General features: G+C 60.8%; 40 protein-coding genes. 39 read left to right on the top strand and 1 reads right to left on the bottom strand.

The window, feature by feature from the left end; translation table 11 throughout:
- Positions 1 to 108: 108 nt before the first annotated feature.
- The 39 genes from M2428_RS00495 (at position 109) to M2428_RS00305 (ending at position 23878) form a co-directional block, all read left to right on the top strand.
- Positions 109 to 471, top strand: a complete 363-nt coding sequence (locus M2428_RS00495) for a hypothetical protein (RefSeq protein ID WP_277522497.1) — start codon at positions 109 to 111, stop codon at positions 469 to 471.
- Positions 468 to 839, top strand: coding sequence for a hypothetical protein (locus M2428_RS00490; protein WP_277522495.1), 372 nt, complete (start codon positions 468 to 470; stop codon positions 837 to 839). The genes M2428_RS00495 and M2428_RS00490 overlap by 4 nt, the downstream gene beginning before the upstream one ends.
- A gap of 82 nt (positions 840 to 921) precedes the next feature.
- Positions 922 to 1050, top strand: a complete 129-nt coding sequence (locus M2428_RS00485) for a hypothetical protein (protein ID WP_277522493.1) — start codon at positions 922 to 924, stop codon at positions 1048 to 1050.
- The gene (locus tag M2428_RS00480) at positions 1047 to 1217 is read left to right on the top strand and encodes a hypothetical protein (protein WP_277522491.1); all 171 of its coding nucleotides are present in this window, start codon (positions 1047 to 1049) and stop codon (positions 1215 to 1217) included. The genes M2428_RS00485 and M2428_RS00480 overlap by 4 nt, the downstream gene beginning before the upstream one ends.
- 112 nt (positions 1218 to 1329) lie before the next feature.
- Entirely contained in the window at positions 1330 to 1467 is a 138-nt protein-coding gene (locus tag M2428_RS00475) for a hypothetical protein (RefSeq protein ID WP_277522489.1), read from the top strand.
- A gap of 80 nt (positions 1468 to 1547) precedes the next feature.
- The gene (locus tag M2428_RS00470) at positions 1548 to 2225 is read left to right on the top strand and encodes a lambda exonuclease family protein (protein ID WP_277522488.1); all 678 of its coding nucleotides are present in this window, start codon (positions 1548 to 1550) and stop codon (positions 2223 to 2225) included.
- Position 2226: 1 nt separating this feature from the next.
- Positions 2227 to 2766: a hypothetical protein gene (locus M2428_RS00465; protein WP_277522487.1), complete on the top strand. Its 540-nt coding sequence runs from the start codon at positions 2227 to 2229 to the stop codon at positions 2764 to 2766.
- The gene (locus M2428_RS00460; protein ID WP_277522486.1) at positions 2767 to 3033 is read left to right on the top strand and encodes a glutaredoxin domain-containing protein; all 267 of its coding nucleotides are present in this window, start codon (positions 2767 to 2769) and stop codon (positions 3031 to 3033) included. It begins immediately after the preceding gene.
- A gap of 2 nt (positions 3034 to 3035) precedes the next feature.
- Entirely contained in the window at positions 3036 to 3479 is a 444-nt protein-coding gene (locus M2428_RS00455; protein WP_277522485.1) for a single-stranded DNA-binding protein, read from the top strand.
- A 238-nt stretch (positions 3480 to 3717) separates the two neighbouring features.
- On the top strand, positions 3718 to 4029 hold the full coding sequence (locus M2428_RS00450) for a hypothetical protein (RefSeq protein WP_277522484.1): 312 nt from the start codon (positions 3718 to 3720) through the stop codon (positions 4027 to 4029).
- Positions 4026 to 4271 carry a hypothetical protein gene (locus M2428_RS00445; RefSeq protein ID WP_277522482.1) on the top strand — a complete coding sequence of 82 codons (246 nt, stop codon included), beginning with the start codon at positions 4026 to 4028 and terminating at the stop codon, positions 4269 to 4271. Before M2428_RS00450 ends, M2428_RS00445 begins: the two co-directional genes overlap by 4 nt.
- Positions 4272 to 4356: 85 nt before the next feature.
- Positions 4357 to 4689, top strand: coding sequence for a hypothetical protein (locus M2428_RS00440; protein ID WP_277522480.1), 333 nt, complete (start codon positions 4357 to 4359; stop codon positions 4687 to 4689).
- Positions 4629 to 5750, top strand: coding sequence for a DNA cytosine methyltransferase (locus M2428_RS00435; RefSeq protein WP_277522478.1), 1122 nt, complete (start codon positions 4629 to 4631; stop codon positions 5748 to 5750). Before M2428_RS00440 ends, M2428_RS00435 begins: the two co-directional genes overlap by 61 nt.
- 39 nt (positions 5751 to 5789) lie before the next feature.
- Entirely contained in the window at positions 5790 to 6656 is an 867-nt protein-coding gene (locus M2428_RS00430; protein ID WP_277522475.1) for a hypothetical protein, read from the top strand.
- 1 nt (position 6657) lies between these two features.
- A complete protein-coding gene (locus tag M2428_RS00425; RefSeq protein ID WP_277522473.1) occupies positions 6658 to 7074 on the top strand; it encodes a hypothetical protein in 417 nt (138 codons plus the stop codon).
- Positions 7071 to 7427 carry a hypothetical protein gene (locus M2428_RS00420; protein ID WP_277522471.1) on the top strand — a complete coding sequence of 119 codons (357 nt, stop codon included), beginning with the start codon at positions 7071 to 7073 and terminating at the stop codon, positions 7425 to 7427. Before M2428_RS00425 ends, M2428_RS00420 begins: the two co-directional genes overlap by 4 nt.
- A 65-nt stretch (positions 7428 to 7492) precedes the next feature.
- On the top strand, positions 7493 to 7639 hold the full coding sequence (locus M2428_RS00415; protein WP_277522469.1) for a hypothetical protein: 147 nt from the start codon (positions 7493 to 7495) through the stop codon (positions 7637 to 7639).
- Positions 7640 to 7727: 88 nt separating this feature from the next.
- Positions 7728 to 8126, top strand: coding sequence for a hypothetical protein (locus M2428_RS00410; RefSeq protein WP_277522468.1), 399 nt, complete (start codon positions 7728 to 7730; stop codon positions 8124 to 8126).
- Positions 8127 to 8262: 136 nt separating this feature from the next.
- On the top strand, positions 8263 to 8415 hold the full coding sequence (locus M2428_RS00405; RefSeq protein ID WP_277522466.1) for a hypothetical protein: 153 nt from the start codon (positions 8263 to 8265) through the stop codon (positions 8413 to 8415).
- Positions 8416 to 8931, top strand: coding sequence for a DNA N-6-adenine-methyltransferase (locus tag M2428_RS00400; protein WP_277522463.1), 516 nt, complete (start codon positions 8416 to 8418; stop codon positions 8929 to 8931).
- 58 nt (positions 8932 to 8989) lie between these two features.
- A complete protein-coding gene (locus M2428_RS00395; protein ID WP_277522461.1) occupies positions 8990 to 9118 on the top strand; it encodes a hypothetical protein in 129 nt (42 codons plus the stop codon).
- Positions 9115 to 9936 (top strand): hypothetical protein, encoded by an 822-nt coding sequence (locus M2428_RS00390; RefSeq protein WP_277522459.1) that lies wholly within the window; start codon positions 9115 to 9117, stop codon positions 9934 to 9936. Before M2428_RS00395 ends, M2428_RS00390 begins: the two co-directional genes overlap by 4 nt.
- Complete coding sequence (locus tag M2428_RS00385) at positions 9933 to 10232, top strand: hypothetical protein (protein ID WP_277522458.1); 300 nt, start codon at positions 9933 to 9935, stop codon at positions 10230 to 10232. Before M2428_RS00390 ends, M2428_RS00385 begins: the two co-directional genes overlap by 4 nt.
- Positions 10233 to 10352: 120 nt before the next feature.
- On the top strand, positions 10353 to 10607 hold the full coding sequence (locus tag M2428_RS00380) for a hypothetical protein (RefSeq protein ID WP_277522456.1): 255 nt from the start codon (positions 10353 to 10355) through the stop codon (positions 10605 to 10607).
- Positions 10608 to 10621: 14 nt separating this feature from the next.
- Complete coding sequence (locus M2428_RS00375; protein ID WP_277522455.1) at positions 10622 to 10807, top strand: hypothetical protein; 186 nt, start codon at positions 10622 to 10624, stop codon at positions 10805 to 10807.
- Positions 10808 to 11033: 226 nt separating this feature from the next.
- A complete protein-coding gene (locus M2428_RS00370) occupies positions 11034 to 12275 on the top strand; it encodes a hypothetical protein (RefSeq protein WP_277522454.1) in 1242 nt (413 codons plus the stop codon).
- A 58-nt stretch (positions 12276 to 12333) separates the two neighbouring features.
- Positions 12334 to 12501, top strand: a complete 168-nt coding sequence (locus tag M2428_RS00365) for a hypothetical protein (protein WP_277522453.1) — start codon at positions 12334 to 12336, stop codon at positions 12499 to 12501.
- Between the two features lie 166 nt (positions 12502 to 12667).
- On the top strand, positions 12668 to 13012 hold the full coding sequence (locus tag M2428_RS00360) for a hypothetical protein (RefSeq protein ID WP_277522452.1): 345 nt from the start codon (positions 12668 to 12670) through the stop codon (positions 13010 to 13012).
- An 11-nt stretch (positions 13013 to 13023) separates the two neighbouring features.
- Complete coding sequence (locus M2428_RS00355; protein WP_277522451.1) at positions 13024 to 14739, top strand: glycerophosphodiester phosphodiesterase family protein; 1716 nt, start codon at positions 13024 to 13026, stop codon at positions 14737 to 14739.
- 2038 nt (positions 14740 to 16777) lie between these two features.
- Complete coding sequence (locus M2428_RS00350; RefSeq protein WP_277522450.1) at positions 16778 to 17854, top strand: terminase; 1077 nt, start codon at positions 16778 to 16780, stop codon at positions 17852 to 17854.
- Positions 17820 to 18431 carry a terminase TerL endonuclease subunit gene (locus M2428_RS00345; protein ID WP_277522449.1) on the top strand — a complete coding sequence of 204 codons (612 nt, stop codon included), beginning with the start codon at positions 17820 to 17822 and terminating at the stop codon, positions 18429 to 18431. Before M2428_RS00350 ends, M2428_RS00345 begins: the two co-directional genes overlap by 35 nt.
- Before the next feature lie 15 nt (positions 18432 to 18446).
- Positions 18447 to 19778 carry a phage portal protein gene (locus M2428_RS00340; RefSeq protein ID WP_277522448.1) on the top strand — a complete coding sequence of 444 codons (1332 nt, stop codon included), beginning with the start codon at positions 18447 to 18449 and terminating at the stop codon, positions 19776 to 19778.
- A gap of 2 nt (positions 19779 to 19780) precedes the next feature.
- Positions 19781 to 20992: a hypothetical protein gene (locus M2428_RS00335; RefSeq protein WP_277522447.1), complete on the top strand. Its 1212-nt coding sequence runs from the start codon at positions 19781 to 19783 to the stop codon at positions 20990 to 20992.
- 119 nt (positions 20993 to 21111) lie between these two features.
- On the top strand, positions 21112 to 21609 hold the full coding sequence (locus tag M2428_RS00330; RefSeq protein WP_277522446.1) for a hypothetical protein: 498 nt from the start codon (positions 21112 to 21114) through the stop codon (positions 21607 to 21609).
- Positions 21610 to 21612: 3 nt separating this feature from the next.
- Positions 21613 to 21978 carry a capsid cement protein gene (locus tag M2428_RS00325; protein ID WP_277522445.1) on the top strand — a complete coding sequence of 122 codons (366 nt, stop codon included), beginning with the start codon at positions 21613 to 21615 and terminating at the stop codon, positions 21976 to 21978.
- Positions 21979 to 21994: 16 nt separating this feature from the next.
- Entirely contained in the window at positions 21995 to 22909 is a 915-nt protein-coding gene (locus tag M2428_RS00320) for a hypothetical protein (RefSeq protein ID WP_277522444.1), read from the top strand.
- Between the two features lie 12 nt (positions 22910 to 22921).
- A complete protein-coding gene (locus tag M2428_RS00315; protein WP_277522441.1) occupies positions 22922 to 23110 on the top strand; it encodes a hypothetical protein in 189 nt (62 codons plus the stop codon).
- 16 nt (positions 23111 to 23126) lie between these two features.
- Positions 23127 to 23486 carry a hypothetical protein gene (locus M2428_RS00310; RefSeq protein ID WP_277522440.1) on the top strand — a complete coding sequence of 120 codons (360 nt, stop codon included), beginning with the start codon at positions 23127 to 23129 and terminating at the stop codon, positions 23484 to 23486.
- The gene (locus M2428_RS00305) at positions 23483 to 23878 is read left to right on the top strand and encodes a DUF6093 family protein (protein WP_277522438.1); all 396 of its coding nucleotides are present in this window, start codon (positions 23483 to 23485) and stop codon (positions 23876 to 23878) included. The genes M2428_RS00310 and M2428_RS00305 overlap by 4 nt, the downstream gene beginning before the upstream one ends.
- A 144-nt stretch (positions 23879 to 24022) precedes the next feature.
- Here the strand turns inward: M2428_RS00305 and M2428_RS00300 are convergent, their stop codons facing one another.
- Positions 24023 to 24280: a hypothetical protein gene (locus tag M2428_RS00300; RefSeq protein WP_277522436.1), complete on the bottom strand. Its 258-nt coding sequence runs from the start codon at positions 24278 to 24280 to the stop codon at positions 24023 to 24025.
- Positions 24281 to 24460 lie beyond the last annotated feature (180 nt).

Below are 24460 nucleotides of genomic sequence, written 5' to 3'. Positions count from 1 at the left end.
CGCTAAGCACCGCGACACCTGGACCGCCGAACGGTTCAGCGCCGACATCCGCCAGCTCGGAGCCGTCGCAACCGGCAAGCGCGTAGACCTCACCAAGGGATACCGCAAATGAGCGCCCGGGAGGATATCGCCGCGCTGCTGTTCACAACCGACAACAGCAAGGCAGTAGCGCCGTGGTCCGAATGGGAGCACTCGAAGAAAGAACCTCGGCTAACCGAATACGTCTATGCAATGGCCGACGCCATCCTCGCCGCGGGCTACTCGAAGCCCCACACCATCACCACGGTAGAAGAACTGGACGCGCTGCCCGAAGGCTCTATCGTCCGCACCGAGAGCTATTCGCTCTACGTCAAAGACGAGATCAGGGTCGGCCCGACCTCGTGGTGGGTCACCACAAACGAGCAGTTCGACTTCCCCAGCATCGACATCACCCTCCCCGCCACCGCCCTCTACATCCCGGAGGAATCATGATCCCCGCATCGAACATGCACGCCCGCTGGCTGGTGCGGCATTACGCAAAGCAGCACGTCACGGAAACCGAATGGGACGAGTCGTCTTATTCCTGGATCGCACGGGCACGCCGTACGCAGGCCGCAATGAACGCGGCTATCGGGGCAAGGGTGAACGGCGCCGACCTGAACCAGCTCATCACCGACTTTGAGGAGCTCGAGTCTGTCGAGTGCGGAACCCACCCCGACCTTGTCGTCAACAACGCCGGCACCATCGACAACACCCTCGAACTCACCGAACGCGTCACCAAGCAGATCAACGACAGCATCACCGAACTGTTGGCCTGCGCCGAACCGTTCGCCCGAGCAGAAGAAAAGGTCAGCGCATGAGTGCCCTGATCCTCCTCCTAGGGGCCATCTACTTCGGCATCGAGTCGGCCCGCCTCATCACCCAACCGGCCAGGAGGAAGTAATGGCGCACCTCGAGAGTTGCCGAATCCGCCGCGAACTGACCGGCAACATCTGGACCTACTACTCAGACCCCGACCCGGCATGCAACGACCGCAGCCACCACGACGCATACACCGAGGAGACAAAATGAACGCCCAGCACCCCCAGAACAGCAACGTCCAGCAGGTCCGCACCTTCAGCAAGCAGGCCGTACTCAATCACGTCCCGCGGAACCTGGAGGAGGAACGGCTGGCGTTGCGGTACCTCGACAAGTTCGCGCCGGATCTCGTAGGCGTCATCATGGGTGGTGTTCTGTGAACAACATTGAGGTGCTGTCTGGAATCCAAAAAATTCTGAACGAATGGCACGAGGGAACTGCGGCAAATGCTGACGTGGTCCGTCAGGTAAACAAGCTGATGGAGGCCCGCACATGACCCCGGACCCTAACGACCCCACCGAGCAGGCAGCGTTCCGGGAACTTGACCAGCTACGCCGATGCCCCGACAACTGCCCGCGCCGCACAGACGACGCCATGACCACCCCCCTCGACCTGAACGACATCGAATAACTTTGCCCGGCGACTCACTGTGAATCACTGCAAAAAGTCAGTGAAACAGGATAGAATCAGAACCTACGAAAGAAGGCATTATGAGCCTGCAAGTATTCAACGACCTTGAGCAGGGCACGGACGAGTGGCTTGCTGCGAGGTGCGGCATTGTTACCGCGTCCGTGGTTGGGCAGCTCATCACCCCCAAAACGATCAAGCCGGCAGTGAATGACACGTCACGCAGCCTGACCGCAACACTCGCCGCCGAACGCATCACCGGCCACGTCGAACCCATCCAGGCGAATGCAGCCATGGAACGCGGGACCCTGGATGAGCCCTACGCCCGAGAAATCTACAGCGAGAACTTCGCGCCCGCCACCGAGGTTGGTTTCATGGTCCGCGACGACTGGGGATTCAAGCTGGGCTACTCCCCCGACGGACTCGTGGGCGATGACGGTTTGATTGAAATCAAGTCCCGCAACCAGAAGATCCAACTCTCCACAATCCTCGCCGACGAAGTACCGCTTGCGAACATGGCGCAGTGTCAGGCGGGGCTCATGGTGTCGGGCCGCGAATGGATCGACTACGTGAGCTACTGCGGCGGAATGCCCCTCTACGTCAAGCGCGTGTACCCGGACATTCGCTGGCACCTTGCGATCAAGGAAGCCGTCGAAGCCTTCGAAGACGCCGCCGCACTCATGGTCGCCAACTACCAGGATTCCGTCGCCGGGCTACCCACCACCGAGCGCATCAACCACTACGAAGAGATGAGGTTCTGAGATGGACTTGACCGAAAGCATCGCCCCGAAATCTGACCAACTCAACGCCGATGATCTGATGGCAGGCCCTGTGACTGTGACCATTGCCGAGGTCGCTAAGGGCACACCCGAGCAGCCCGTCGATGTCCACCTCGTGGAGTTCCCCGGACGCGCCTACCGACCGTCCAAGAGCATGCGTCGGGTCATGGTCAGCGCGTGGGGTGCCGAAGCCAGCACATACGCCGGGCACCGTCTCACCCTGGTCCGCAACCCCGAAATCACGTTCGGGCGTGACAAGGTCGGCGGCATCGAAATCAGCCACCTCTCCCACATCGACAAGCCGCTAACCATCGCACTCACCGCAACCCGTGGCAAGCGCAAGAACTTCACCGTCGCACCACTGCCCGCCCCCACTGCCCGCGACTTCCTGGCCGAAGCGAACGCGGCAGGCGATGACATTGCACTACTCCGGGCGCTCTACACCGCAGCACAGCAAGCCGGCGAACCCGCCGACACCCTCAACGCCATCAAAGCCCTCGCCACACCAACCGAAGGACAGTAAGTGCCCCGCATCGTCACCCTCTACACATCCCCAGGCTGCCAGCCGTGCCGCGCCACTAAGCGGTGGCTCGACAAGAACGACGTGACCTACACCGTCAAGGACGTAACCGAGGACCCGGCGGACCTCGCCGCGGTCAAGGAACTCGGCTACATCGCAGCACCCGTCGTAATCGTCTCCACCGGGGATCCCGAAACCGAAATCCACTGGCAAGGATTCCACCCCGACAACCTCAAGAAATACACCCACTCCACGAAAGAAGCAGCATAAAAATGAGCACCATCACTTTTACCGGCAACATTGGCAAGTCTCAGGGCCTGAAGTTCAGCAATGACGGCAAGCCCCGCCTGTCGTTCTCCGCGGCCGAAACCGCCCGCGTCAAGGATCAGTCCGGGCAGTACGTGGACGGCGGGACCACCTGGTTCAACGTGACCCTGTTCGGCTACACTGCCGAAGCATTGGACGCGCAGATCGCAGCGCAGGGAGGCAAGGGCAAGGTCATCGTCACTGGCCGCATGTCCACCCGCGAATACGAGCACAACGGCGAGAAGCGCGAATCCCTCGACGTGGTCGCCGACTCGGTCGGGCTCGTCCCCCGCAACCCGCAGCAGGGACAGGGCCAGCAGGCTCAGCAGCCCGCACAGCAGAACCAGTGGGCAGCGGCACCCCAGCAGCCGGCGTGGGGCAACGGCCCCGACAAGGAACCGCCGTTCTAGGCCCTTTTAGCATCAGCACCAAGTCACTGCATTTCACTGCATCAACCCAGTAGGCGCCCCCGAAAGGGGGCGCCTGGACCCCCAAGGAGGACGCTTTGAGCAAGTTTCATCTCACCGTGGCGGACAACATGGCCGCACTCGCAAAATGGCATACCGTCGAACACCCGCTAACGTCATGGGCCGCCTGCCCCCACTCCCCGTGCGACCACATGGACACCGAGTTCCGGCGGTGCTGGAAATGAGCAACTACCTGCCGGGCGTGTCGAACATCAAAGACCTGAACAAGAAGCTGAAGGAATACCGCGAGATCGAGCGGCAGATTGACGAGGCGATCCAGGAGAAGCACCGCGAGCTGGCCCGGATCTCCTACGCGAAGAACAAGCTGAAGATGAAAGCCACCTACGAGCCGACCGACGAGGCGTGGGAGTACTGGGAAGCTAACGCGGTCCGCATCGCCAAGATGCCTCGACCCATCCACGGCGGACCCGCAGGACTCCGCAAGGCCGCAGCAGAAGCCGCCGCCTACGACGCCGGGAAGAAGGCCGCATGATGCCCCTGCAAATCTTCGAGAAGCACCCCGGCAACGGTCAGCCCGTCTACCGCGTTGGTGGATCGTTTACCCCTTACGCCATCGTCGCCGTAGACAAGCGGTTCACGGATGCTGAGCTGGCGGCGGAATGGTGGGCATCGCATGGCGAAGCAAACCAGACCATGACCGGCAACCCAACGCTCCTGTTTAGCCGCCGGGCCACCATTCTCCGCTTCGCAACCTTCCCCCACTTCGACGCATGAGCGCGGCCACGGAGGAACGCAAAGCCCAGCGCCGGCAAGCAGACAAGGCCCGCAAAGAAGCGCACAAGATCCAAAGGACCACCAAATGAAGAACCCCACCGTTTACCGCGACATCTGCGGCACCGAGAACGGCTACCGGGCCCACACCAAACGTGTAGAGGAACGGTGCCAGCCCTGCAAAGAAGCCTGGACAGCCCGCTGCCGCAAATACACCAAGACAGCCCCCACGCTGCCCACAGCCGCCGAGGTCATCGCCGAGATTGAATGGATGCTCAGTCTCAACCAGGGCACAGGCTACATCCTCAAAGCCATTGGCTACGCAGGCCGCGAAGGCTCCCTCCGCACACGCCTGCAAAAGTGGGGACGCCTCGACGTGTACCACCGCCTCATCGGCGAAGAATACTGGGCGGCGGCGTGAGGATCCGGAGCGCAGAAGTCTGCGCCGGATACAACGGGCTCGGCAAAGCGGTGGAGCAAGTCTTCGGCTCTCGTACTGCTTGGTTCTCAGAGTTCGAAGAAGCCCCATCTAGGATCCTCGCCCACAACTACCCGGGCATCCCCAACCACGGCGACATGACAAAAATCGACTGGGCAGCGGTCGAGCCAGTCGAGATCCTCGCAGGAGGCACCCCATGCCAGGACCTCTCCACATCGGGGCGGCGCCGCGGCATGACCGAAGGCAGCCGCTCCAACCTCGCCGTGGAATTCCTCCGCGCCGTCGAAATCATCCAACCGGACTACGTCGTCTGGGAAAACGTAAGGGGGGCATATAGTGCCACGGCCGACAGCGATCTGGAACAGTGCCCGGGATGTATGGGAGACACCGGAGACGGAAGGGTTGTTCTGCGAGCACTTGGGCGTCTACTTGGAAGTCTGGCCGACCTCGGGTTCGATGCGGAATGGCGTGGCCTACGAGCTGCCGACGTGGGAGCCTGCCACCCTCGATACCGCGTCTTCGTCCTGGCTGCTCACCCCCGTCGCCTCCGAAGGCGCAAAGGCGACCTTCCAGCAGGGATCCGCGAAGCGGGCGCAAACCGGGCAGCCATTCCTAACGAATCAGATACGCGACCTATACGACCTGAATCAGCCGCGACTACTGCCGACCGTAACGACATCGGAAACTACGGGGCCGGGGAACGGGCCGAACAAGACTGGCGGGGACAACCTGCGGACAGTGATCTCACTTCTACCAACTGGGACGTCTACGCCGAAGCCATCGCCCGCCACGAAGCAGTTATGGGAAGACGTGCCCCTGCCCCTACCGAACCCACAGGACGCAACGGTGGACACCGCCTAAGCCCCCGCTTCACCGAGTGGATGATGGGCCTGCCTGATGGATGGGTTACTGATCCGGCAATTGGTATCTCCTGGCAGGAACAGATCAAAGCCTGCGGAAACGGAGTCGTACCCCAGCAGGCCATCGCGGCGCTGACAGACATGCTCGCCGCATTCGAACATCAGGGAAGGGCTGCGGCATGAGTACTGAGTCACTGCAAATCACTGAGGGGACTACAGCGAATGGCTGACAAGAGAGCATTCGCCCAGTTTGACGTCGGCTACCTAGACAACCCGAAGATCATGGATGTTCTTGACGAGTCCCCTACTGCGGTCCTGATGCACGCAGCGTCGGTCCTGTACTGCGCCCAGCACCTCACGGACGGGGTTATCGCATCAGGCCCCATGCAGCGCAAAGTAGGCGGCTCAGCGGCTGATACAAGGCTCCTCATCGACAAGGGGCTGTGGCACATCCCAGGCCACGAATGCCAGTTCTGCCCCGAGGTCGAAGAAGGCAAGGTCTACGTCCACGACTACACCGAACACAACCGCACATCCGAGGGCGTGAAGCGCAGCGTGGAGGCCGGCAAGAAGGGGGCCGCCGCCAGATGGAACAAAAATGCGGTACCCAATGCGGATCGCATGCGAACCGCATACGAATCGCATAGCGATCCGCAATGCGATTCTTCCGAAATCGCAATGGCTAGAGAGAGAGAAAGAGAGAGAGAAGAAGAAGCTAAAGCTTCTTCCCCGAAGATCCCGCGGCCCGACATTGATCAGGTCATTCAAGGCTTCTCCGAACTACTCACAGCCAACGACGTAAAGCACAAGCCCGGAGAGTCATGGCGGACAGCGGCGAGGCTCCTGATCGACAAGGACGGGTACACCCCGGAGCAGGTTCTGTTCGTCGCCAGGTTCGCGACAACGGATGAGTTCTGGATGTCTAACATTCTTTCCCTGCCGAAGCTGCGGGAGAAGTTCGAGGCTCTAAAGATCAAAGCGCAGGGAAATAAACCCAAGACAGGGTCGCAGGTCAGGCTTCAGGCAGGCTTTGACCTCCTCCAGGAAACAAGGGCCGAAATGGCTGGACAACTAGAACTAGGAGCATGATATGCGGCTTGACGAGACAGTAGCCCTGATCACTTGGATCAACCAGCACGACCCTCGGGTGCAGGTCACGAAGGGTGCCCGCGACATCTGGGCTCACTCGCTGGCCCCGGTGACTTACAACGAGGCTCAGCAGGCGGTTCTTGAGCATTACCGGGCGAACGATCAGGACCTCCCGAATCCTGGGACGATCCGCAAGCGGGCGTTGGCTATCCGGGCGTCCCGCGAAGCCGGGCAGCGCGCCATCGAGGGCCCTGCGCAGCCCGTGAAGCATCCCCTGAGCTGGCGGAAGCGCAACCCGGAGGAATGGGACCGACTGTTCGAGCAGGGGCGCCGTGAGGGCAACGATGAGCGCCGCAGGGCCACCGAGGCTCGCAAGGGTGACGCCGAGGGCAACCACGATGGGTGGATGGCAGCATGACCGACCTGCAAATCTTCGTCCCGAAGCCTGATGAGTGGATCAACAGCAACCAGCGCCTCCACCGGATGGTGAAAGCGAATCGCGTGAAGGCGTGGCGGGCAGCAGCGGCCGATGCGGTCCCACCAGGATGGGCGTTCGATCACCCAGTTCGGATCGTGGCGCACGTCTGGAAGGATCGCGCCGGCAGGTACGACCCGAACAACCTCAACACCACCACGAAAGCATGCGTTGACGGGTTCGTTGATGCCGGCCTACTCGTGGACGACGACTGGAAGCATGTCACCGGCCCCGATCACCGTCACGGTGGCAAAGGTGAACCCGGCATTATTTTTATGTTCACCAAGTCACTGTGAATCACTGCACATATGCAGTAGACTAGTCACACGCCCCACCCTTGCGCGGTGGGCACGAAATGGAGATGAGCACCATGACAATCCTTCAAGAGCTGATAACCCTAGTCGAGTCGTTGGACGAAGACACCCACGATTACCGCGATGTGCGTGCTATCAAGCGCATGGCCCAAAATTTGCAGAAGATCGCCGAGAACATGGAGCCCGCAAAATGAGCCGCCTCCGTACCTGGTTTGAGCGCCACATCATCGCCGACGACCCTTGCCCGCAGTATTCACGCCTCGACCGGATGGACGGACTCAAATGAGCGACTACAGCGAGCACCTGATCAGCATGGCCGGCGGGGACGGGGAGGCTGACCTCGATGCCATCGAATCGCGAGCACAAGCCGCCACCACAGGGCCGTGGGAAGTCACGAAGGAAGCCACGATCATTGCCCCTATCCCGAACTCGGGTGATGCGTACTGGCTGTTCGAGGCCCACGCCGCCCACAAGGACGGGCGTGGCATCCCAGTAGACGACTGCATTGCCGACGCGGAGTTCATCGCTCACGCCCGCACGGACATCCCCGCCCTCCTCGCCATGGTGCGGGAACAGCGGGCCGCGATTGAACGGGTGGAGAAGCTGGCGGACAAGCTCGAAGCGATACAGGGGTATCGCCGGGCAGCCACTCACCTCCGCGCCGCGCTGGAGAAGTCATGAGCGAGGACATCCGCGCGTATCAGGCCAGTATCCAGCGTGACGGCGCGGCACTGTCAGCGGCGATCAAGACCCGCCGGCGCAGGAAGTGCATCGCGGAAGGGTGCCACATTGACGGGACATGCGGGAGGTGCGGGCTGTGAGCCAACGAATGCCAGACTACGACGCGCTCCTGGCCCGTGAGTCAGAATCCCGCGAACGGATCGCCAAAGCTTTGTACGAGATCGAACTGCAACGCGGCAACGGCATCCACTGCCCCAGCAACATCAAGCACATCTTGGAAGGAAACTGAATGGGAACTGTCAACGCAGGCTTGTTCACATCGACCACGGATGATTGGCCCACGCCGCTCGACCTGTTCGATACGCTCGACGAAGAGTTCAACTTCACACTTGACCCGTGCGCGTCCGCAGCTAATGCCAAGTGCCCGAACTTCTACACGCAGGACGATGACGGGCTGGCCCAAGAGTGGGTCGGCTCCGTATTCATGAACCCGCCCTACGGCAGGGAAATCGGGAAGTGGGTTGCGAAGGCATATGAGGCAGCGGAGTCCGGCGCTACCGTTGTCTGCCTCATCCCGTCCCGCACGGATACGAAGTATTGGCACGACTATGTTATGAAAGCATCCGAGGTTCGCTTTATCCGTAGCCGTCTCCACTTCGACAACCCTTCCCACCAGGAGCGTAAGGCCAGCGGTGCCGCGACCGCACACAATGCCCCTTTCCCATCCGCCGTGATCGTATTCAAGGGCGCAAGTTCAGGCTTCCCACTTATGACAGCCATCGCAAGAAACGGAGAATCGCTATGATTTCAGACGAAGCGGTAAAGGCTGTGTACGGTAACACCAACCCCTGTAGGAGTCAGGAATGAGCGAAGTTATAGATCACGCGCTAGCGGAGGCGCTATGGGCTTGGGCCATGACGGTGCTGATTGCCTGCCTGCTGGTGCTGGCAGTTATGCGATGGTCAGACGCGGGCCGGAAGGACGGCCAGTGATCCCGGAAGCGACAGGCCCATCGTGCAAGTGCGGCGCCGAGACGTCCGATGGCATCTACCTCTGCCACGCGTGCTGTGCCCGCCTGGAGCAACTGTTGTGCGAGCTGGACAGCGTCGTGCAGGATCTGGTGTCGGCGATTCCGCGGGCCAGCCTGACAGCCTCGTACGGTGAGCGTGTCAGCTCGAGCGGATCCTTGCACGCGCCGTTGCCGATCAACGACACCGCGTTGGATGCGCACATGGCGTTGGACAAGTACCTGCGGGAGATATGCACAAGACTCACAAGATTCACAGGTATTCACACGACCCGGCGCGACTCGTCAGGGCTCGCGTCCTACCTGCTGACCCACATGGGGAAGTTGCGCACGCAGGATTGGGCCGGCGATGTTGAGGGCGAGCTGGGCAAGCTGCTGCGGGAGTGTGAGGACGTCACCCGCGTGCACGAGCAAAAAGTGTTCGCCGGGACATGCGGGGAATGCGAAACGGACTTGTACGCGGTGAAGGGTTCCGATTCGGCCCGGTGCAAGACGTGCGGGCTCAGTTACGAGGTGGCCAGGTGGACGGCGTACGCGCAAACCGCCAAAGACTACTACATCGGGACCGCCGCCGACCTCTCACGCAAACTGTCTGCACCCCAGTACGGGTACACGATCACCGCCGACCAGATACGCAAATGGGCGACACGGGGCAAACTAGACCGCGCCAACCCTGACACAGACGAGAACGGCAAACCCATCCCGCCCGCATACAGGCTCGGGGACGTGCTCGGGCTCAGGATCAACAGGTACAAACAATTCCCAATCAATGGAGCGGCATGAAAAAGGTCTACGCAACGATGGTCTTTTCTAGCGAAATGATCTACACGGAGAAGGCATGGACTGATGGGAGGTATGCCCGCAAGGCCATCCGCACCGAGGCGCCGCCGACTTCAGAAGCGTGGGAGCGCTACCGAGCCGCCAAGGCAGGGCTCGCGGCGCTAGAGGCTTACGAGGGCACTGAATGGGGTGGCCCCGACTATGGGACCGAAGTTCCCGAACCGGAGCCGACGGTCACCTTTGAATACCTGGAGACGCATGATGAATGGCTGGCAAGGTGCGATACCCTTTCCGCGTAACCGCCAACTCACTGCGTTTCACTGTTGCGTGGCAGTGATTTGTCCTGTATTCTAAAGATAGTAGAGAAATGGCTTCCGGAGACGGGGGCCATTTCTTTTGCCCACGAGCAAGGGGTCACCATGAGCGTTCAGGTAGTAGAAGCCCAAGCCCCAATCTTGAACGCCGGGCACCGTTGCGATGCGTGCGCATCCTCCCGCGCCTATGTTGCGGTCATCCTCAAATGGAGCCCAACACTGCGGAATGGCGGGGAGCTGCTGTTCTGCGCTCACTGCTTCCGCAAGCATGAGCAAGCCCTACAGTTGTTCGTGGCGCAAGTGATTGACGAACGCTACACCTTGACCAAGCACGTCCAGGATGACGGACATTTCGAATGAAACGGAGGGACGGCATGTACAACCCATCACAACGCCCCCGTCACCCTGTCGCCGTCGCTGAGCTGAACGACGCGAACGCCTTGCGCGGCCTTGTTGCCGCCATTGACGACAAGCTGGACGAAATGTCCACCGCCGGCTGCCGATCAGGTGCCATGCACGCCCGGGCCATCCTCATCGGGACCATCAAGGCAACCATCTAAGTTTCCCGACGACGCTGGTCAACAGGTCAGACGCGATGCGACCGTAAGGGTATTCCGCGCACTGAAGCCAGGGACTGCTCATCCCTCCGAGCTGCCCGCGTCGTCGGGGATTCACTTCCGGGAAATGTCACGCAAACATGCAAGCCCGGTTGCCCCACCTGCCTAGCCGTCACGCAGGAAGTACAAACCTGACGGCAACACTTCATCCCCTGAGCAAGGAGTCCCAATGCTGTGCAAATACGGATCCGCATGGACGCCGAACACTGAGGCAATGACCTCGAGGCAGGCCGCGAAGTTCACGGGTATCTCAAAGTCGGTTATTAATGATCACCGGGCCGGGAAATGTGTTTGCGACAAAGCTAAGGCTATTCCTGCTGGCGAGTCCGAGACGCATAACCCGGACGGTTCCAGCTCATACTCACGGTTCAGCGAAACGCCGTGGGGTCATGACGACTACCGGGCCTTCATCGCGTCGAAGGGTCAGGACCCGGACAAGGTCACGTTCACTTGGGGCTGGACCTCGAACCCTGGCGGCGGCTTCTGGAATAAGCTAAATAACGTCCGGCCTATTGCTGGTTCTGATGACAAATCTGAACAAGTGGACCTCCCGGCGCTCTACGCCGCTGCTAAGTACGCCACGCCGACGCCAACGCCGCCCTATCAGGAGCGCGCAACGGTCATCGTGTGGGCGGATCCGCAGATCGGCAAGACCGGCTCACGCGGCGGCACTGCTGAACTGATCGAACGCTCAACGGTCATCCGTAAGAAGCTGGCCGCGCTCCTCGGCGAACGCAACCCCTCGCAGATCCTCATCGCTGATGCTGGTGACGGCATCGAAGGGTTTGAGTCCGGCGGCAATCCCATGTTTACCAACGATCTTTCCCTCTCGGGCCAGCTCGACACGTACGGCACTGAGTTGTTCGAGTACATCAACCTGGCGCACGCTTACGCGCCGGTTACCGTTGCGGGGATTCCGAGCAACCACGCAGCCTGGCGGTGTGGCAAGCAGAACCTCGGACGCCCCAGCGACGACCTCGGACTGTTCATGCACAAGCAGGTCCAGAAGGTCACCGACGCCGCCGGCATGAACGTCTCATGGGTCAAGCCTGCCGAATACGACGAGAGCGTGTCCGTGGACTTCTGCGGCACGAAGATCGGCATGGTACACGGCAACCAGTTCGGGCCCGGACAAGGCGTTACCTGGTGGCAGAAGCAAGCCTTCGGTGCTCAGGCTGTCGCATCCGCTGATGTCCTCGTGCACGGCCACTACCACTCGTTCAGCGCCTCGGTTGCTGGTCGTAACCCGGTCAGTGGGCGTCAACGCTACTGCCTCGGCGCGCCCACGCTCGACAACGGCTCCGACTGGTTCCGGCAAGTACAAGGCCGCGACTCCGATCCTGGGCTCATGGTCTTCGACGTTACCGACAACGGGTTCGACCTTTCGTCACTCACGATTCTCACGGCATGACATGCCTGCTTCTACTCTGTTGGATCCTGTTTTGCCTAGGCTGCCTCAAGGAGTGAGCATGCGCCTATACAACGCGCTCGTTGAAATGATCGAGGCCCGCGCCGAACATATCCGCGAAGTCACCGCCACCGTAGCCCTAGGTAAATACGCCGAAGGGTATAAGGACGCGCTTCAGGACTCCAACGACTTCGAGATTGTCTACATAGACGAAACCGAAGAAGACTGATTAAACAACATCAGTCACTAATGACTGACCGAATAGGCGCCGCTACCGCCTGGATGGTTGGAACAAAGAATAGGAACGACTCGTAGGAGGCGTCATCTCCCGCGCAGGGTCAAGCGCACGCCGCTCGTCGCGATGACGCCGGCACCTAACTTACTAAGGAGAACGCATGGCTGTTCAGACAGTGGGCGAGAGGAACAGCCTCGCCACGAAGTACGGTACCGACGCCCCATACGCCGCGCTCTACACGACCGCACCCGGCGCGACCGCCGGCACTGAGGTGACAGGCGGCACGCCCGCCTACGCCCGCAAAGCCGTCACCTGGGGTGCTGCTTCCAACGGCGCCATCACAGCGACCGCAACCTTTGACGTGCCGGCAGGCGTGACCATCGTAGGCGCAGGCCTTCACAGTGCAGCAACCGCCGGAACATACATCGACGGGCAGGCCGTGACCTCGCAGGCATTCGCCTCCCAGGGCACGTACACGATCACCTTCACATACACACAGTCATAAGGGGGTAGTCCGTGGCCGTTACAGCACTGTTCGGTCCGGGCAACTCCACTACGGCATCCGCCGCCGCCGCTTCCACCCTCAGTGTCGCGAAGCCCGCGAACGTTGCTGACGGTGACCTGCTCGTAGCGGTTGCGTTCTCACAGTTCGCCACAGGGACAGTCACCTCTGCCCCTGCTGGCTGGACCCTGATCCCTGGGACCACGTTCACCGCCAAGTCCGGCGGCGTGTACTACAAGGCCATCCCGTCCGCTGCGGCCGAGGCTGCGACGAACTATTCGTGGACGTTCTCAGGGTCCGGCAGGATCGCGCTCGATGTGTTCCGTGTTACCGGGGCGTCCCAGTCGAACCCGGTTGATGCCGTGGGAACGATGGCGGTTCAGGGCGTCGGGAACACCACCATCCCGTCCGTTACCGCCGTCGCCGCTAACGCACTGCTCGTTGGTGTGGCGTACTGGAACAACTCGAACACGACCGTATCGGTTGTGACCCCAGGTGCGGGTATGACGGACGGCGAACAGGTCGCGTCCCCCACGACCGGCTCCACGTCCGGCATTGATGTTGCCTACCAGCAACTCAACACCGCAGGCGCCACGGGTACACGGCTATTCACCTTCAACCCGGCAGCGGCTACCAGCGCGGGCGTCATGTTCACCCTCGCCCCGCAACCAGTCGCCAACTTCACCGGCTCCGGCACCCTGACCGTAACGGGCAAGGCGAACACGTCCGGGTCCGTAGCACTCACCGGCGCCGGCTCCCTCAGCGTCACCGCCGGCCTGTCCTACAACAGCACGGCAAACCTGACAGGATCCGGGTCGCTCACCACCAGCGCAACCCCCAGCGCAAACGGTACTGCCACACTCACCGGCTCAGGTTCCCTCACCGCACTTAAGCCCGGGCCGCTCGACACCTGGCTCCAACAGCCCACACTCTACGTCGCACACCGTGGCGGGTCAGCGGACTGGCCCGAAGAAACGCTCTATGCGTACACGCAGGCAGCAGCATGGGCCAACGCCGCAACGCTCGCCCTCGAATGCTCCGTGTGGATGTCCTCGGATGGCGTGTTCGTCGCCTCCCACGACCAAACCACAGGCCGGATCTTCAACGGCACCAGCTACGACATCAACGTCACACCGTGGGCGACACTCTCCACACTCACCACCAAAGTCGGCGGCTACCCCATCGCCCGCCTCGACAACCTGCTCCCCGCATTCCCAGACCGTGCATGGTTCGTGGAAAACAAGGGATCAAGCGGCATCACCGCGTTCTTCAACCTCCTCGACGCTAACGGCGGACCAGCCAGGATCGTGGCGAAGCAGCCAGCCAACAACATCACCGTCAACGCTGAAGCCCGCAACCGCGGGTACAAGACGTGGGGCTACTACTTCGACGCAGACACACCCACCATCGCGGCCACACAGTCACGCTGGGACCTGCTCGGTGAAGACTATGCAGCATCTGCGGCGTCATGGGCTGCGGTCAAGTCCTACGGCAAGCCCGTACTCGCCCACATTGTAGACACCGCGCCACACAAGACCCTAGCAGCGTCCTATAGCCCGGCAGGTTACATGGCATCCGGGGTACAAGAAGTCGTACCGCAAACACCGGCAATCGCAGGGCTCGCAGGGTCAGGAACACTGACAGCGGCAGGCACAATGTACGTCGCACCAGCCATCGACATCACCGTGACAGCCACACTAGAACCGCGCAGATGGGCAGGGACACTATGAGATACGAACGCGAATCCATAGAGTTCCAACCCGTCACAGTCACAGTGGATGGGGCCGTGGTTACGACCGGAGTTACGTTCGCAATCACACCGCACAGTGACAGGCCAGTAACCTACATCGCACCAACCACGGTGGCAGGCAAGACAGGCGTCATGGTGCAAGGGCTAACGCCCGGGCTCCATGCCGTATGGGCCAAGGTAGCGAGCACGCCAGAAGCTGTGGTCATTAACTGCGGCACCATCATCATCACGTAAGGGGCGGGCATGGCACGCGCGAAGAAGATATGCGCGAAGCCTGGATGCCCTCAGGTCACAGCAGGTACACGCTGCCCAGCTCATGCCGCCGAGGCTGAGCGTGAACGTGGCAGCCGAGAGTCAAGAGGCTACGGTCCCGAGCATCGTGCGTTGCGCAAGCGATGGGCGCCGATGGTTGCGACCGGTGACGTGCTCTGCGCTAAGTGTAGCCAGCCCATCAAGGCAGGCAGCGTGTGGCACCTAGGTCACACCGCAGACCGCGCCACATGGACAGGGCCAGAGCATCCATACTGCAACCTCAGCGACGCCGGCAAGAGGTCACACAGGAACGCCTAAGGCGACTCTGAAGCGACCCTCAAAGGGGTGCCGCCGACGGCCTGACGGGGTGGGGGGTGACCCAAAAAGCGCCCATGCAGACCACCGCCGGTGATCCCTTCGATGTCCGCACATGGTTCAGAGTTCGCAAGACCTGTCAATAGGCAGGCAAGCAAAAGCCCCGCGCTGCGCTAACAGCCGGGGCCACGATCAACCTAGCTAGAGGTTCGATATGTCAATTGTCTCATGTTCTGTCGACGGATGCGATAGGCCAAAGAGTGCCCGCGGCTGGTGCATTAAGCACTACCAACGGTGGTACAGCACTGGCTCCGTCGCAGACCCTATAGAGCATGCGGTATGCGGTCATTGCGGCGGTCCAACCGAACGGAAGGGTGATAGCGGCCCGCACCCAAGGTATTGCTCGGGCAACTGCTCATCCAAAGCGTCATATTTTCGGCGCAGGGATGAGATTGGGAACCGCCGACGCGCTGAGACCGCGGCTAGACCTAAGCCTGTAATTACTTGCAAGCATTGCGGAGATTCCACTGAGGCTCGTAAGTCGACCACCATGTTTTGTTCCAGCCGCTGCGCCACGAAGTTCCGCCGCGGCAATCATGATGGGACATGCTCGGGAGAGTCCTGCCACCGGACAGCGGAGGCTCGAGGGATGTGTATCGTCTGCTGGCGCCGCTGGGCAAGGGCGACTGGTCGTGAGGCTAATCCTGCATGGGATGACAACCGGCGGGCGCATTACCATAAGCGTCGCGCGCAGAAGCGTGGCACTCAGGTTGAGGATCTGCGCCCGGTTGATATTTACGAGCGCGATATTTGGATCTGTGGCTTGTGCGTGACTCCGGTTGATCCGACTTCGGCATGGCCTGATCCTATGAGCCCTAGCTTGGATCACATTTTGCCGCTCTCTAGGGGCGGTACGCATACGTATGAAAATGTTCAACTTGCCCATTTGACGTGCAATGTGTCGAAGGGTAATCGGATAGCGGCTTAGGAGGTCAGAATGGCTCGTGGTGGCGCTCGTAATAGGTCTGGGCCTTCGGTTGATCCGAGGTCTGCGCGTTCTGATTCTCGGGGCCTAAGTTTTCAGGCCCTCCCCCGCGAGGGGTTCGATGGCGACGTGCCGGACTTCCCATTGCCGGCTTTGGCTGAGCGTGAGGCTGAGGTTTGGGATTCGCTGTGGCGCACTCCGCAGGCTGCGGCTTGGTTTGCTGAGCCGTGGCGGTGGCGCGCGGTTGCGCAGTATGTTCGCTGGTCTGTTCGCACGGAGGATCCCGAGTGCCCGGCTACTGTCATGGGCCAGGTGATCCGCCTTGCTGATCAGATCGGGTTGACTCCTGCCGGGATGAAAGAGAATGGATGGGCGCTTGCTGCTGATGAGGTTCAGGCTAAGAGGGATGACAAGCCTGCCGCTACGTCTCAGGATGTGCCTAAGCGCCGTCTGAGGGCCGTTCCTGGTGGAAGCTAACGGGTTTCTTGTTGATTTTCCGACGCTTGGCGACTTGCTGGATGCCTGGTATGAGCAGCATTGCCGGGTTCCGGACGGGTTTACTCGTGGAGCGGCGTTTCGTCAGTCTGATTGGCAGTTTTGGTGCACGGCGAACCATTACCGCATCCGTCCTGATGCTGTATGGAACGCTGAGAAGCCGCTTCTAAACCAGGCGTTCGTTTACCGGCGTTCGCAGGTTGTGGCGCCTCAGAAGACTGGCAAGGGCCCTTGGGCGGCTGCCGTGTCTACTGGCGAGGCTGTTGGGCCGACGATCTTCAATGGCTGGGCTGTTGATGGGGACGTTTATGAGTGCTCGGCTAATGGCTGCGGCTGCGGTTGGTCGTATGACTACCTGCCGGGCGAGGCTAAGGGCATTCGTCACCCGTCGCCGCTGATTCAGTTGACGGCTACGTCTGAGGATCAGGTTGATAACATCCTGCGCCCGCTGAAGGCGATGATTCGCCTGGGTCCGCTGGCTGACTTGCTGCTGATCCGCGAGGACTTTATCCGCATTGTTGGCGAGGCTGGCAATGAGGACATGGACCGCATTGATGCTGTGACTTCCAATGCTCAGTCGAAGCTTGGTAACCCGATTTCGTTTGCGTTCCAGGATGAGTCTGGCCTGTATACGAAGACGAACAAGATGGTGAAGGTTGCCGAGACGCAGCGCCGCGGTGCTGCTGGTATGGGCGGCCGGACCATTGAGACGTCTAATGCTTGGGACCCTTCGGAGAATAGTACGGCGCAGCGGACGTTTGAGTCTCAGTCGCAGGATATTTTCAAGTTCTTCCGTCAGCCGCCGGCGCATTTGTCGTATGGCAATAAGCGTGACCGGGCGCAGATTCACAAGTTCGTTTATGAGGGCTCGCCTTGGGTTGATCTTGCGTCGATTGAGGCTGAGGCTTCGGAGCTTATGGAGACTGACCGCGCGCAGGCTGAGCGGTTCTTTGGTAATCGGCTGGTGTCTGGTTCGGGCGCTTGGTTGCGTGATGGCATGTGGGAGGCGGCGTATGCGGGTTCAGAAGTGGATGCCGAACCCGCCTGACGGTACCGCGATTTCGCTGGGCTTCGACGGCAGCGAAAGCAATGACTGGACTGCGATTCAGGCTGAGACTTACGACGGGTTCACGTTTACGCCGCGCTACGGCCCGGATGATCGTCCGACGATTTGGAATCCTGCCGAGTGGAATGGTCAGATCCCGCGCTCGGAGGTTCACGCCGCGGTTGACGAGCTGTTCACGCGCTATCGCGTTGAGCGGTTCTACGCGGACCCAAATGACTGGTTCTCCGAGATTGGCGACTGGTCATTGCTATACGGCGATAACCACGTTTTCGAGTGGCCGACGAACCGCATCAAGGCGATGTACGCCGAGATAAAGCGGTTCGAGATTGACCTGTCCACGCGGCGAATCACGCATGACGGTTGCCCGATCACTGCCATTCATATGGCGAACGCACGTAAGGCCGCTAAGGCGGCTCAACAGTACGTGCTCATCAAGCCTGCCGACCACCAAAAGATTGATGCCGTGATGGCGCGGATCCTCGCACACACGGCTGCCAGCGACGCTAGGGAAAGCGGCTGGGATCCCACGCCGAAGCGGCGCCGGGTTGTTGTTTCTTAGACGATGGAGGGCCTGATGGCTGTTTCTGATGCCCTTGCACGGTTGGATACGAAGCTCGCCGGGCTAATCCCTGGCTTGGACCGTGTTGATAAGTATTTTGAGGGCGAGCAGCCGTTGAAGTACATGGCGCAGGCGATGCAGTCGGAGATTGGCGACCGGGTTAGCCAGTTGGTTCTGAATTGGTTGCGGTTTGGTGCTGAGGCGTATGAGAATCGGCTTGACATTGAGGGGTTCCGGTATCGGGGTTCTTCGTCGTCTGATGATGAGTTGTGGCGCATTTGGCAGGCTAATGGGCTTGATGAGCAGTCGCAGCAGGCGCATTTGGATGCACTTGTCCTTGGTCGCTCGTATGTGATTGTTGGTAGCGGCGATGAGGACAGTTCCGACCCGATTGTGACTGTCGAGAGCCCGTTTCAGGTGTTTGCTGAGCGGGATCCTCGGACGCGCCGTGTTTCTGCCGCGATTAAGCGGTGGCAGGAGGGCGAGGGCAAGGATATTGTCCAGCGGGCGACGTTGTATCTGCCTGATTCGACGGAGTCTTTCGCGTTCGGTAAGGAGTGGCTGTCTACGGGGCCGGCGGATGAGCATGGCCTAGGCCGCGTTCCTGTTGTGCCGCTGGTGAACCGTCCGCGCATTTTGAAGCCTGATGGCTTGTCTGAGTTCCAGGATGTCATTCCGGTGGCTGATGCGGCTAACAAGATGGCTACGGACATGATGGTCAGCGGCGAGTTTCATGCGATGCCGCGGCGCTGGGCTGTCGGCTTGAAGGCTGACGATTTTGTGGACAAGGACAATAACCCGATCAGTGTTTGGTCGCGTGATACTGGCACTTTGTGGGGCTCTGAGAATGATCAGGCGAAGTTCGGTCAATTCAACGAGGCTGACTTGAGCGTCTTCCATAACTCGATCAAGTTGCTGGCGCAGTTGGCGTCTCAGATGCTGGCCTTGCCCCCTCACTACCTCAGCTTTGTTGGAGACAACCCGGCGTCGGCTGATGCTATCCGGTCTTCTGAGACTCAGCTCGTGAAGCGTGTGGAGCGTAAGCACACGTACTTTGGCGGGTCTTGGGAGGATGTGCAACGCCTTGTGCTGCGGATTAAAAACGGCAAGTGGGACGAGGACGCTAAGACGCTCGAAACGGTCTGGCGCGATCCTTCCACGCCGACCGAAGCGCAGAAGGCTGATGCGACCGTGAAAAAGGTCCAGACGAACATCATTCCTGTTGAGCAGGCCCGGATTGACCTGGGTTACACGCAGCAGGAGCGGGACAACATGGTTGAGATGGATGCACGCGCGAAGTCCAACCCTGATATTGCGAATTTGGCTAGGTCTATTAACGGGGGTTAGCGATGATCCCGGACGCGGCGGTTGCCCACTATAAGCAGATGCAGCGCCTACAGGCACTTGTCGTCCTAGCTGGTTCGCAGTTGTGGTCCGAGGTTAGCCTGTCGGACCTTAGTGGTTCGTGGGCGACGCAGGTTCCTTTGCTGGTTCCTGTGTTGTCTGGGGTTCAGGTGAAGGCTGCGGCTGCCGGCGCGTCGTATGGCGCGCAGACCCTCGCTGATCAGGGCTTGTATGAGCCCCCGCAGCACTTTGTGAATCCGTCCGCGTTTGGTGGGCTCGCGTCTGATGGGCGGACCCTCGAGGGCTTGCTCTACGGCGCTGTTCCGCACGTAAAGACGCTGATTGCTGGCGGCATGGATCCTAGGCAGGCGTTGGGGCAGGGCGGCAAGTTCCTGACTACGCTTACCCGGACTCAGGTTGCGGATGCTGGGCGCGGCGCTGCTGGTGTTGATACGGCGACGCGCAACCGGGTTTCCTATGTTCGCATGCTCAATCCGCCGTCATGCTCGCGCTGTTCGATCTTGGCGGGGCGTGTTTATCGCTGGAACGCTGGTTTTCAGCGGCACCCGAAGTGCGATTGCGTGCATGTTCAGACGACGCAGACGAAAGCTGCTGAGACTGAGGGCCTAGTCCACGATCCTTACGAGTATTTCAAGTCGCTGTCCCCCGAGGATCAGGACCGGAACTACACGAAGGCGGGCGCTCAGGCGATCCGCGATGGCGGCGACATCTTCCAGGTGGTCAACAGTAGGCGCGGCTTGAAGCCGGGCGGCCTGACCACTTCCGAGGGTACGTCTAAGCGCGGCAACTTCGGGCGGAACGGCCCGCGACTCACCCCTGAGGCCATATATGGCAAGGGGCTTAGCCGCGAGGCCACTCTCGCTGAACTTGAGCGTTTCGGCTACATCTTGCCGGGCGGTCAGAATCCCTCGGGGGTCCTTCGTGGGCAGGCTGAGGGCTTCGGGCAGTTGGGGCGCGGCGGCACTCGTGTTGGCGCCCGTGAGGCTGTCCTGAGGGCGCGTGAGACCGGCGTGCGCGACCCGAACGCGCGGGTGACAATGACGGCGGCTGAACGTCGCGTGTTCGACGCTCAAGCTAACTGGGATGCCGTCAGATCTGGGCGTAACCCGTTCACGAACGCGAAGAACGCGAAGGTCACTCCGGAAGTTGCGGCGCGTGTTGAACGCGAATACCGCAAGCACATACTCGGCTATTAGGCCGCGGGCTGGCATCCCTCATCACTGCCACTTTTCCCTGCGTGATCATTCCGCAGCGGCGCAAGTTTCCTATTCCGGGATGGATGAGGAAGTAACAACGATCAGATCAGGAGGCCGTGATGGCTGACGAACTAACCACCGAGGCTATTGCTGAGGAAGCCCCCGCGGCTGCCGATGTAGTGGCTGACGAAACCGCGGCAACTGAGGCGGAAGTGCAGCCCGACGCGGGCGAGCTCGACCGCCTGCGGGCCGCGCTGGCGAAAGCCAACAAGGAAGCCGAGAAGAACCGGCTTCGTTTGAAGGAAGTTGACGACGCGAAACTGTCGGAGATTGAGAAGGCGCAGCGTGATGCTGCCGAAGCCGCTCAGGAACTGGCCAACCTTCGCCGCGACAGCCTCCGTCAGAAAGTCGCGCTTGATGCTGGGTTGCCGGCCAAGTGGGTGGCTCGCCTTCACGGCGATGATGAGGAATCACTCCGGGCGGATGCCTTGGAAATCCTCGCTGATCTGAACAAGACACGGACGCCGGCCCCCGACGCCTCACAGGGCCCGAGGGTTAACGCGCTTTCGGATGACGAAAAACTCTACGAATCCATCTATGGATCAAGGAAGGCCTAAACAATGGCTGAATATCTTCCGGTAAACACTCCGGGTCAGGCGCTGGTTTCGACCGCGTCCGCTTCTATCTCCGGCGGGCAGCTCCTAGCTGTTTCCGGTTCCGGCACTGTCGCCCCCGCTGGCGCTGCTACTCAGGCTTGGGTTGGTGTGGCGGCGTTTGACGTTGCTTCCGGCGACCTCGTGACCGTTTACGCGGGCGGCGTGCAGGAGTTTGTCGCTTCTGGCGCTATCACCGCTGGTGCGGCTGTTGTGTCCGGCGCTGCCGGCACCGTCGCATCGTCCGCCACCCCGGCTGCTGCAACTCAGGTTGGCGTGGCTCTGACCACGGCTGCTGATGGCGCAAAAGTCCGCGTCAAGCTCGCACGATAACTAGGAGACAACTACTTTGGCTTATTCATACCCCCCGGTTGCCCCTACTTTTTCGGGCGACAACGAAACCATTTCCCGCTTCCTGAACTCCCCGTCCGTTGTGGCGCGGCGCGTGCAGGACATCACCGCTAACCGCTTCATTGCGGACGTGCTGCTGAGTGGCCGCACGGACGTTTCCGGCGGCGCTATCACGTACGACGTTGACGAGGACCTGTACACGGTTCGTCCGGTCGGCGCAGTGTCCCCCGGCGGCGAGTACGACCTGACCACGATTGCCAATGGCACCCCGCAGGTCGCCAAGGTCACCAAGTGGGGCCAGGACACCGAGGTTACTGACGAGGCTATCAAGCGTCAGAACTTTGGCGCCGTTGAGAAGGGCTTGGGCAAGCTGTCCAACTCGATCATCAAGAAGGTTGACTCGATCAGCCTTTCCCTGATCGCCGCGACGGTCACCCAGACTCAGGCTGTCACCTCGGGCGCATGGTCGGTCTCCGGCACTGCCGCGATCCTGCGCGACATCATGCTCGCCAAGGCCAAGGTCACCGCCCTGAATAAGGGTTACGACCCGAACGTCCTGGTTGTCGATGACATCACTTGGGCTTACCTTGCCTCTGATGCTGCTGTCATGAACGCTCGCGGCCGCGAAGATTCCGCGAACGCGATCTACTCGGGCAACTTCCCGACGATTGCGGGCCTGACCGTTCTGCCTACCCCGAACATCCCGGGCGGCTCTGGCGCATGGCTGATCGACACGACCGCCCTTGGTGGCATCGCTGACGAGGCCCTTGGTGGCGGCTACACCCAGGCTGGCGCTGTTGAGACGAAGGTTATCCGCGAGGACCTGAACGACAAGTGGCGCCTGCGCGCCCGTCGCGTCTGCGTCCCGTACGTGACCGAGCCCGGCGCTGCCATCAAGATCACCGGCGTTTAGTAGGAGGCCCAAATGACCCACAAGGTCATCTCGCCGCTGGTGTCCATCAAGGACCCCGCAGGCAAGAACACGTATTTCTATGAGGGCGCTACTGTGCCCGATGGTTTCGACAAGGGCGACGTTGATCGCCTGGTTGAAGCCGGCATGCTCGAAAAGGCTGAGCCCGAGGCTAAGCCTGCTGTCGCACGTTCGTCTAAGTAGTTAGGGAGGGGGCGTCATGGTTGTTGTGACTCCTAATGATGTTGCTGCGGGGTGGCGTCCCCTTTCTGATGCTGAGGCACTGGCTGCGGCGGGGTTGATCGCTGAGGCGGTTACCTTGCTGACGGTTACGGTTCCTGGCTTCGATTCCAAGGACGTGGGCGTGGCCCGGCTGGTTGTGTCGCGGATGGTTCGCCGGGTGATGAAAAACCCGGACGGCTACCGGATCCGCAACGAGTCGATTGATGACTACACGGAGGGCGGCACCGTCGATTCGGCGCTGTCCACTGGCGAGTTGTATGCGTCCACGGATGAGTTGGGCTGGCTGGGTGTGCGGGCTGCTGGTCCGCGCGCCTTTGAGATTCGGCCCCGCTCGTGAGTGCGGTTGCCGCGACCTTGCGAGGTCGGGAAGCTGCTGAGGCGTTGATGGTGGACGCGTGCACGGTGACTCGTCCGGGTGATCCGGTGACGGATCCTGAGACGGGCAACGTGACCCCCGGTTCGACGCTGGTCTATAGCGGCCCGTGCAAGGTGCAGCAAACCATTTCCCAGGCGTCGAACCCGAACGCTGGTGGGCATTCGTTTACGGTGCAGGATTCGCGGGTTGATTTCCCGGTGGCGGCTGGCCCGTTGCTGGTGGATGACGTTGTGACGATCACGGCTTCGGTGCTGGATCCGCAGATGGTGGGGCGTGAGATGCGCGTCGTTGAACTGTTCCACAAGTCGTTTGCGACTGCGCAGCGGACGCGGGTTTCTGAGGTGGTCGCGTGAGTCGCGGACGCATCCAGGTACGCACGCAGAAGCGCCCCCACTCGCTGGAAGAGTGGAGGCGCTTTTTTGTGGGCTATAGGTCGAACGCCCACGCGATGTACAAAATGATCGCGGCAACTATCAGGAACCACGGCAGAATGTGGATCACTTTGCGAGCCCGAGTGCATCAAGAATGTCGCCGACCGCGGCCTCTGCTTCAGCCGTTGTCATTTCAGCGTGACCGCGGAGGGCGCTGACCGCATAGCCGAACGCTTCATCGCCTACCGAAGCCAGATGCGGGGCAGCGGCTTCGAGGATAACCCTGAGGTCATCCCGGGTCACGTACACTCCAGCCCCGTGCGGCAGCACGCCATACGCCGCTTCCACCGCCTCATCCGGGATCACTTCTTTTGATTCGCTCATGCACCAACTCTACCGCATTCCACTGCATTTTGGCAGTGATTCGCAGTGATAATCTGGACACAGAAGAGCCCCATGGTTTCCCGTGGGGCTCTTCTCGACTCGACTGAGTGCTTCATCCATTGCAGCGGATAGATCAATGCTACACCCGCCTTGAATCACTGTCAAATAGCAGTGATCCAC

Source organism: Arthrobacter sp. ES3-54, assembly GCF_029504395.1.
Taxonomy (GTDB): Bacteria; Actinomycetota; Actinomycetes; order Actinomycetales; family Micrococcaceae; genus Arthrobacter.
This window is presented reverse-complemented; position numbering and strand designations above follow the sequence as displayed.

What these genes read in the sequence shown, in the direction of transcription:
- M2428_RS00495 (WP_277522497.1), top strand. Translation starts at nt 109, where the DNA reads ATGAGCGCCCGGGAGGATATCGCCGCGCTGCTGTTCACAACCGACAAC.
- M2428_RS00490 (WP_277522495.1), top strand. Translation starts at nt 468, where the DNA reads ATGATCCCCGCATCGAACATGCACGCCCGCTGGCTGGTGCGGCATTAC.
- M2428_RS00485 (WP_277522493.1), top strand. Translation starts at nt 922, where the DNA reads ATGGCGCACCTCGAGAGTTGCCGAATCCGCCGCGAACTGACCGGCAAC.
- M2428_RS00480 (WP_277522491.1), top strand. Translation starts at nt 1,047, where the DNA reads ATGAACGCCCAGCACCCCCAGAACAGCAACGTCCAGCAGGTCCGCACC.
- M2428_RS00475 (WP_277522489.1), top strand. Translation starts at nt 1,330, where the DNA reads ATGACCCCGGACCCTAACGACCCCACCGAGCAGGCAGCGTTCCGGGAA.
- M2428_RS00470 (WP_277522488.1), top strand. Translation starts at nt 1,548, where the DNA reads ATGAGCCTGCAAGTATTCAACGACCTTGAGCAGGGCACGGACGAGTGG.
- M2428_RS00465 (WP_277522487.1), top strand. Translation starts at nt 2,227, where the DNA reads ATGGACTTGACCGAAAGCATCGCCCCGAAATCTGACCAACTCAACGCC.
- M2428_RS00455 (WP_277522485.1), top strand. Translation starts at nt 3,036, where the DNA reads ATGAGCACCATCACTTTTACCGGCAACATTGGCAAGTCTCAGGGCCTG.
- M2428_RS00450 (WP_277522484.1), top strand. Translation starts at nt 3,718, where the DNA reads ATGAGCAACTACCTGCCGGGCGTGTCGAACATCAAAGACCTGAACAAG.
- M2428_RS00445 (WP_277522482.1), top strand. Translation starts at nt 4,026, where the DNA reads ATGATGCCCCTGCAAATCTTCGAGAAGCACCCCGGCAACGGTCAGCCC.
- M2428_RS00440 (WP_277522480.1), top strand. Translation starts at nt 4,357, where the DNA reads ATGAAGAACCCCACCGTTTACCGCGACATCTGCGGCACCGAGAACGGC.
- M2428_RS00430 (WP_277522475.1), top strand. Translation starts at nt 5,790, where the DNA reads ATGGCTGACAAGAGAGCATTCGCCCAGTTTGACGTCGGCTACCTAGAC.
- M2428_RS00425 (WP_277522473.1), top strand. Translation starts at nt 6,658, where the DNA reads ATGCGGCTTGACGAGACAGTAGCCCTGATCACTTGGATCAACCAGCAC.
- M2428_RS00420 (WP_277522471.1), top strand. Translation starts at nt 7,071, where the DNA reads ATGACCGACCTGCAAATCTTCGTCCCGAAGCCTGATGAGTGGATCAAC.
- M2428_RS00415 (WP_277522469.1), top strand. Translation starts at nt 7,493, where the DNA reads ATGAGCACCATGACAATCCTTCAAGAGCTGATAACCCTAGTCGAGTCG.
- M2428_RS00410 (WP_277522468.1), top strand. Translation starts at nt 7,728, where the DNA reads ATGAGCGACTACAGCGAGCACCTGATCAGCATGGCCGGCGGGGACGGG.
- M2428_RS00400 (WP_277522463.1), top strand. Translation starts at nt 8,416, where the DNA reads ATGGGAACTGTCAACGCAGGCTTGTTCACATCGACCACGGATGATTGG.
- M2428_RS00395 (WP_277522461.1), top strand. Translation starts at nt 8,990, where the DNA reads ATGAGCGAAGTTATAGATCACGCGCTAGCGGAGGCGCTATGGGCTTGG.
- M2428_RS00385 (WP_277522458.1), top strand. Translation starts at nt 9,933, where the DNA reads ATGAAAAAGGTCTACGCAACGATGGTCTTTTCTAGCGAAATGATCTAC.
- M2428_RS00380 (WP_277522456.1), top strand. Translation starts at nt 10,353, where the DNA reads ATGAGCGTTCAGGTAGTAGAAGCCCAAGCCCCAATCTTGAACGCCGGG.
- M2428_RS00375 (WP_277522455.1), top strand. Translation starts at nt 10,622, where the DNA reads ATGTACAACCCATCACAACGCCCCCGTCACCCTGTCGCCGTCGCTGAG.
- M2428_RS00370 (WP_277522454.1), top strand. Translation starts at nt 11,034, where the DNA reads ATGCTGTGCAAATACGGATCCGCATGGACGCCGAACACTGAGGCAATG.
- M2428_RS00365 (WP_277522453.1), top strand. Translation starts at nt 12,334, where the DNA reads ATGCGCCTATACAACGCGCTCGTTGAAATGATCGAGGCCCGCGCCGAA.
- M2428_RS00360 (WP_277522452.1), top strand. Translation starts at nt 12,668, where the DNA reads ATGGCTGTTCAGACAGTGGGCGAGAGGAACAGCCTCGCCACGAAGTAC.
- M2428_RS00345 (WP_277522449.1), top strand. Translation starts at nt 17,820, where the DNA reads ATGCGGGTTCAGAAGTGGATGCCGAACCCGCCTGACGGTACCGCGATT.
- M2428_RS00340 (WP_277522448.1), top strand. Translation starts at nt 18,447, where the DNA reads ATGGCTGTTTCTGATGCCCTTGCACGGTTGGATACGAAGCTCGCCGGG.
- M2428_RS00335 (WP_277522447.1), top strand. Translation starts at nt 19,781, where the DNA reads ATGATCCCGGACGCGGCGGTTGCCCACTATAAGCAGATGCAGCGCCTA.
- M2428_RS00330 (WP_277522446.1), top strand. Translation starts at nt 21,112, where the DNA reads ATGGCTGACGAACTAACCACCGAGGCTATTGCTGAGGAAGCCCCCGCG.
- M2428_RS00325 (WP_277522445.1), top strand. Translation starts at nt 21,613, where the DNA reads ATGGCTGAATATCTTCCGGTAAACACTCCGGGTCAGGCGCTGGTTTCG.
- M2428_RS00315 (WP_277522441.1), top strand. Translation starts at nt 22,922, where the DNA reads ATGACCCACAAGGTCATCTCGCCGCTGGTGTCCATCAAGGACCCCGCA.
- M2428_RS00310 (WP_277522440.1), top strand. Translation starts at nt 23,127, where the DNA reads ATGGTTGTTGTGACTCCTAATGATGTTGCTGCGGGGTGGCGTCCCCTT.
- M2428_RS00300 (WP_277522436.1), bottom strand. Translation starts at nt 24,280, where the DNA reads ATGAGCGAATCAAAAGAAGTGATCCCGGATGAGGCGGTGGAAGCGGCG.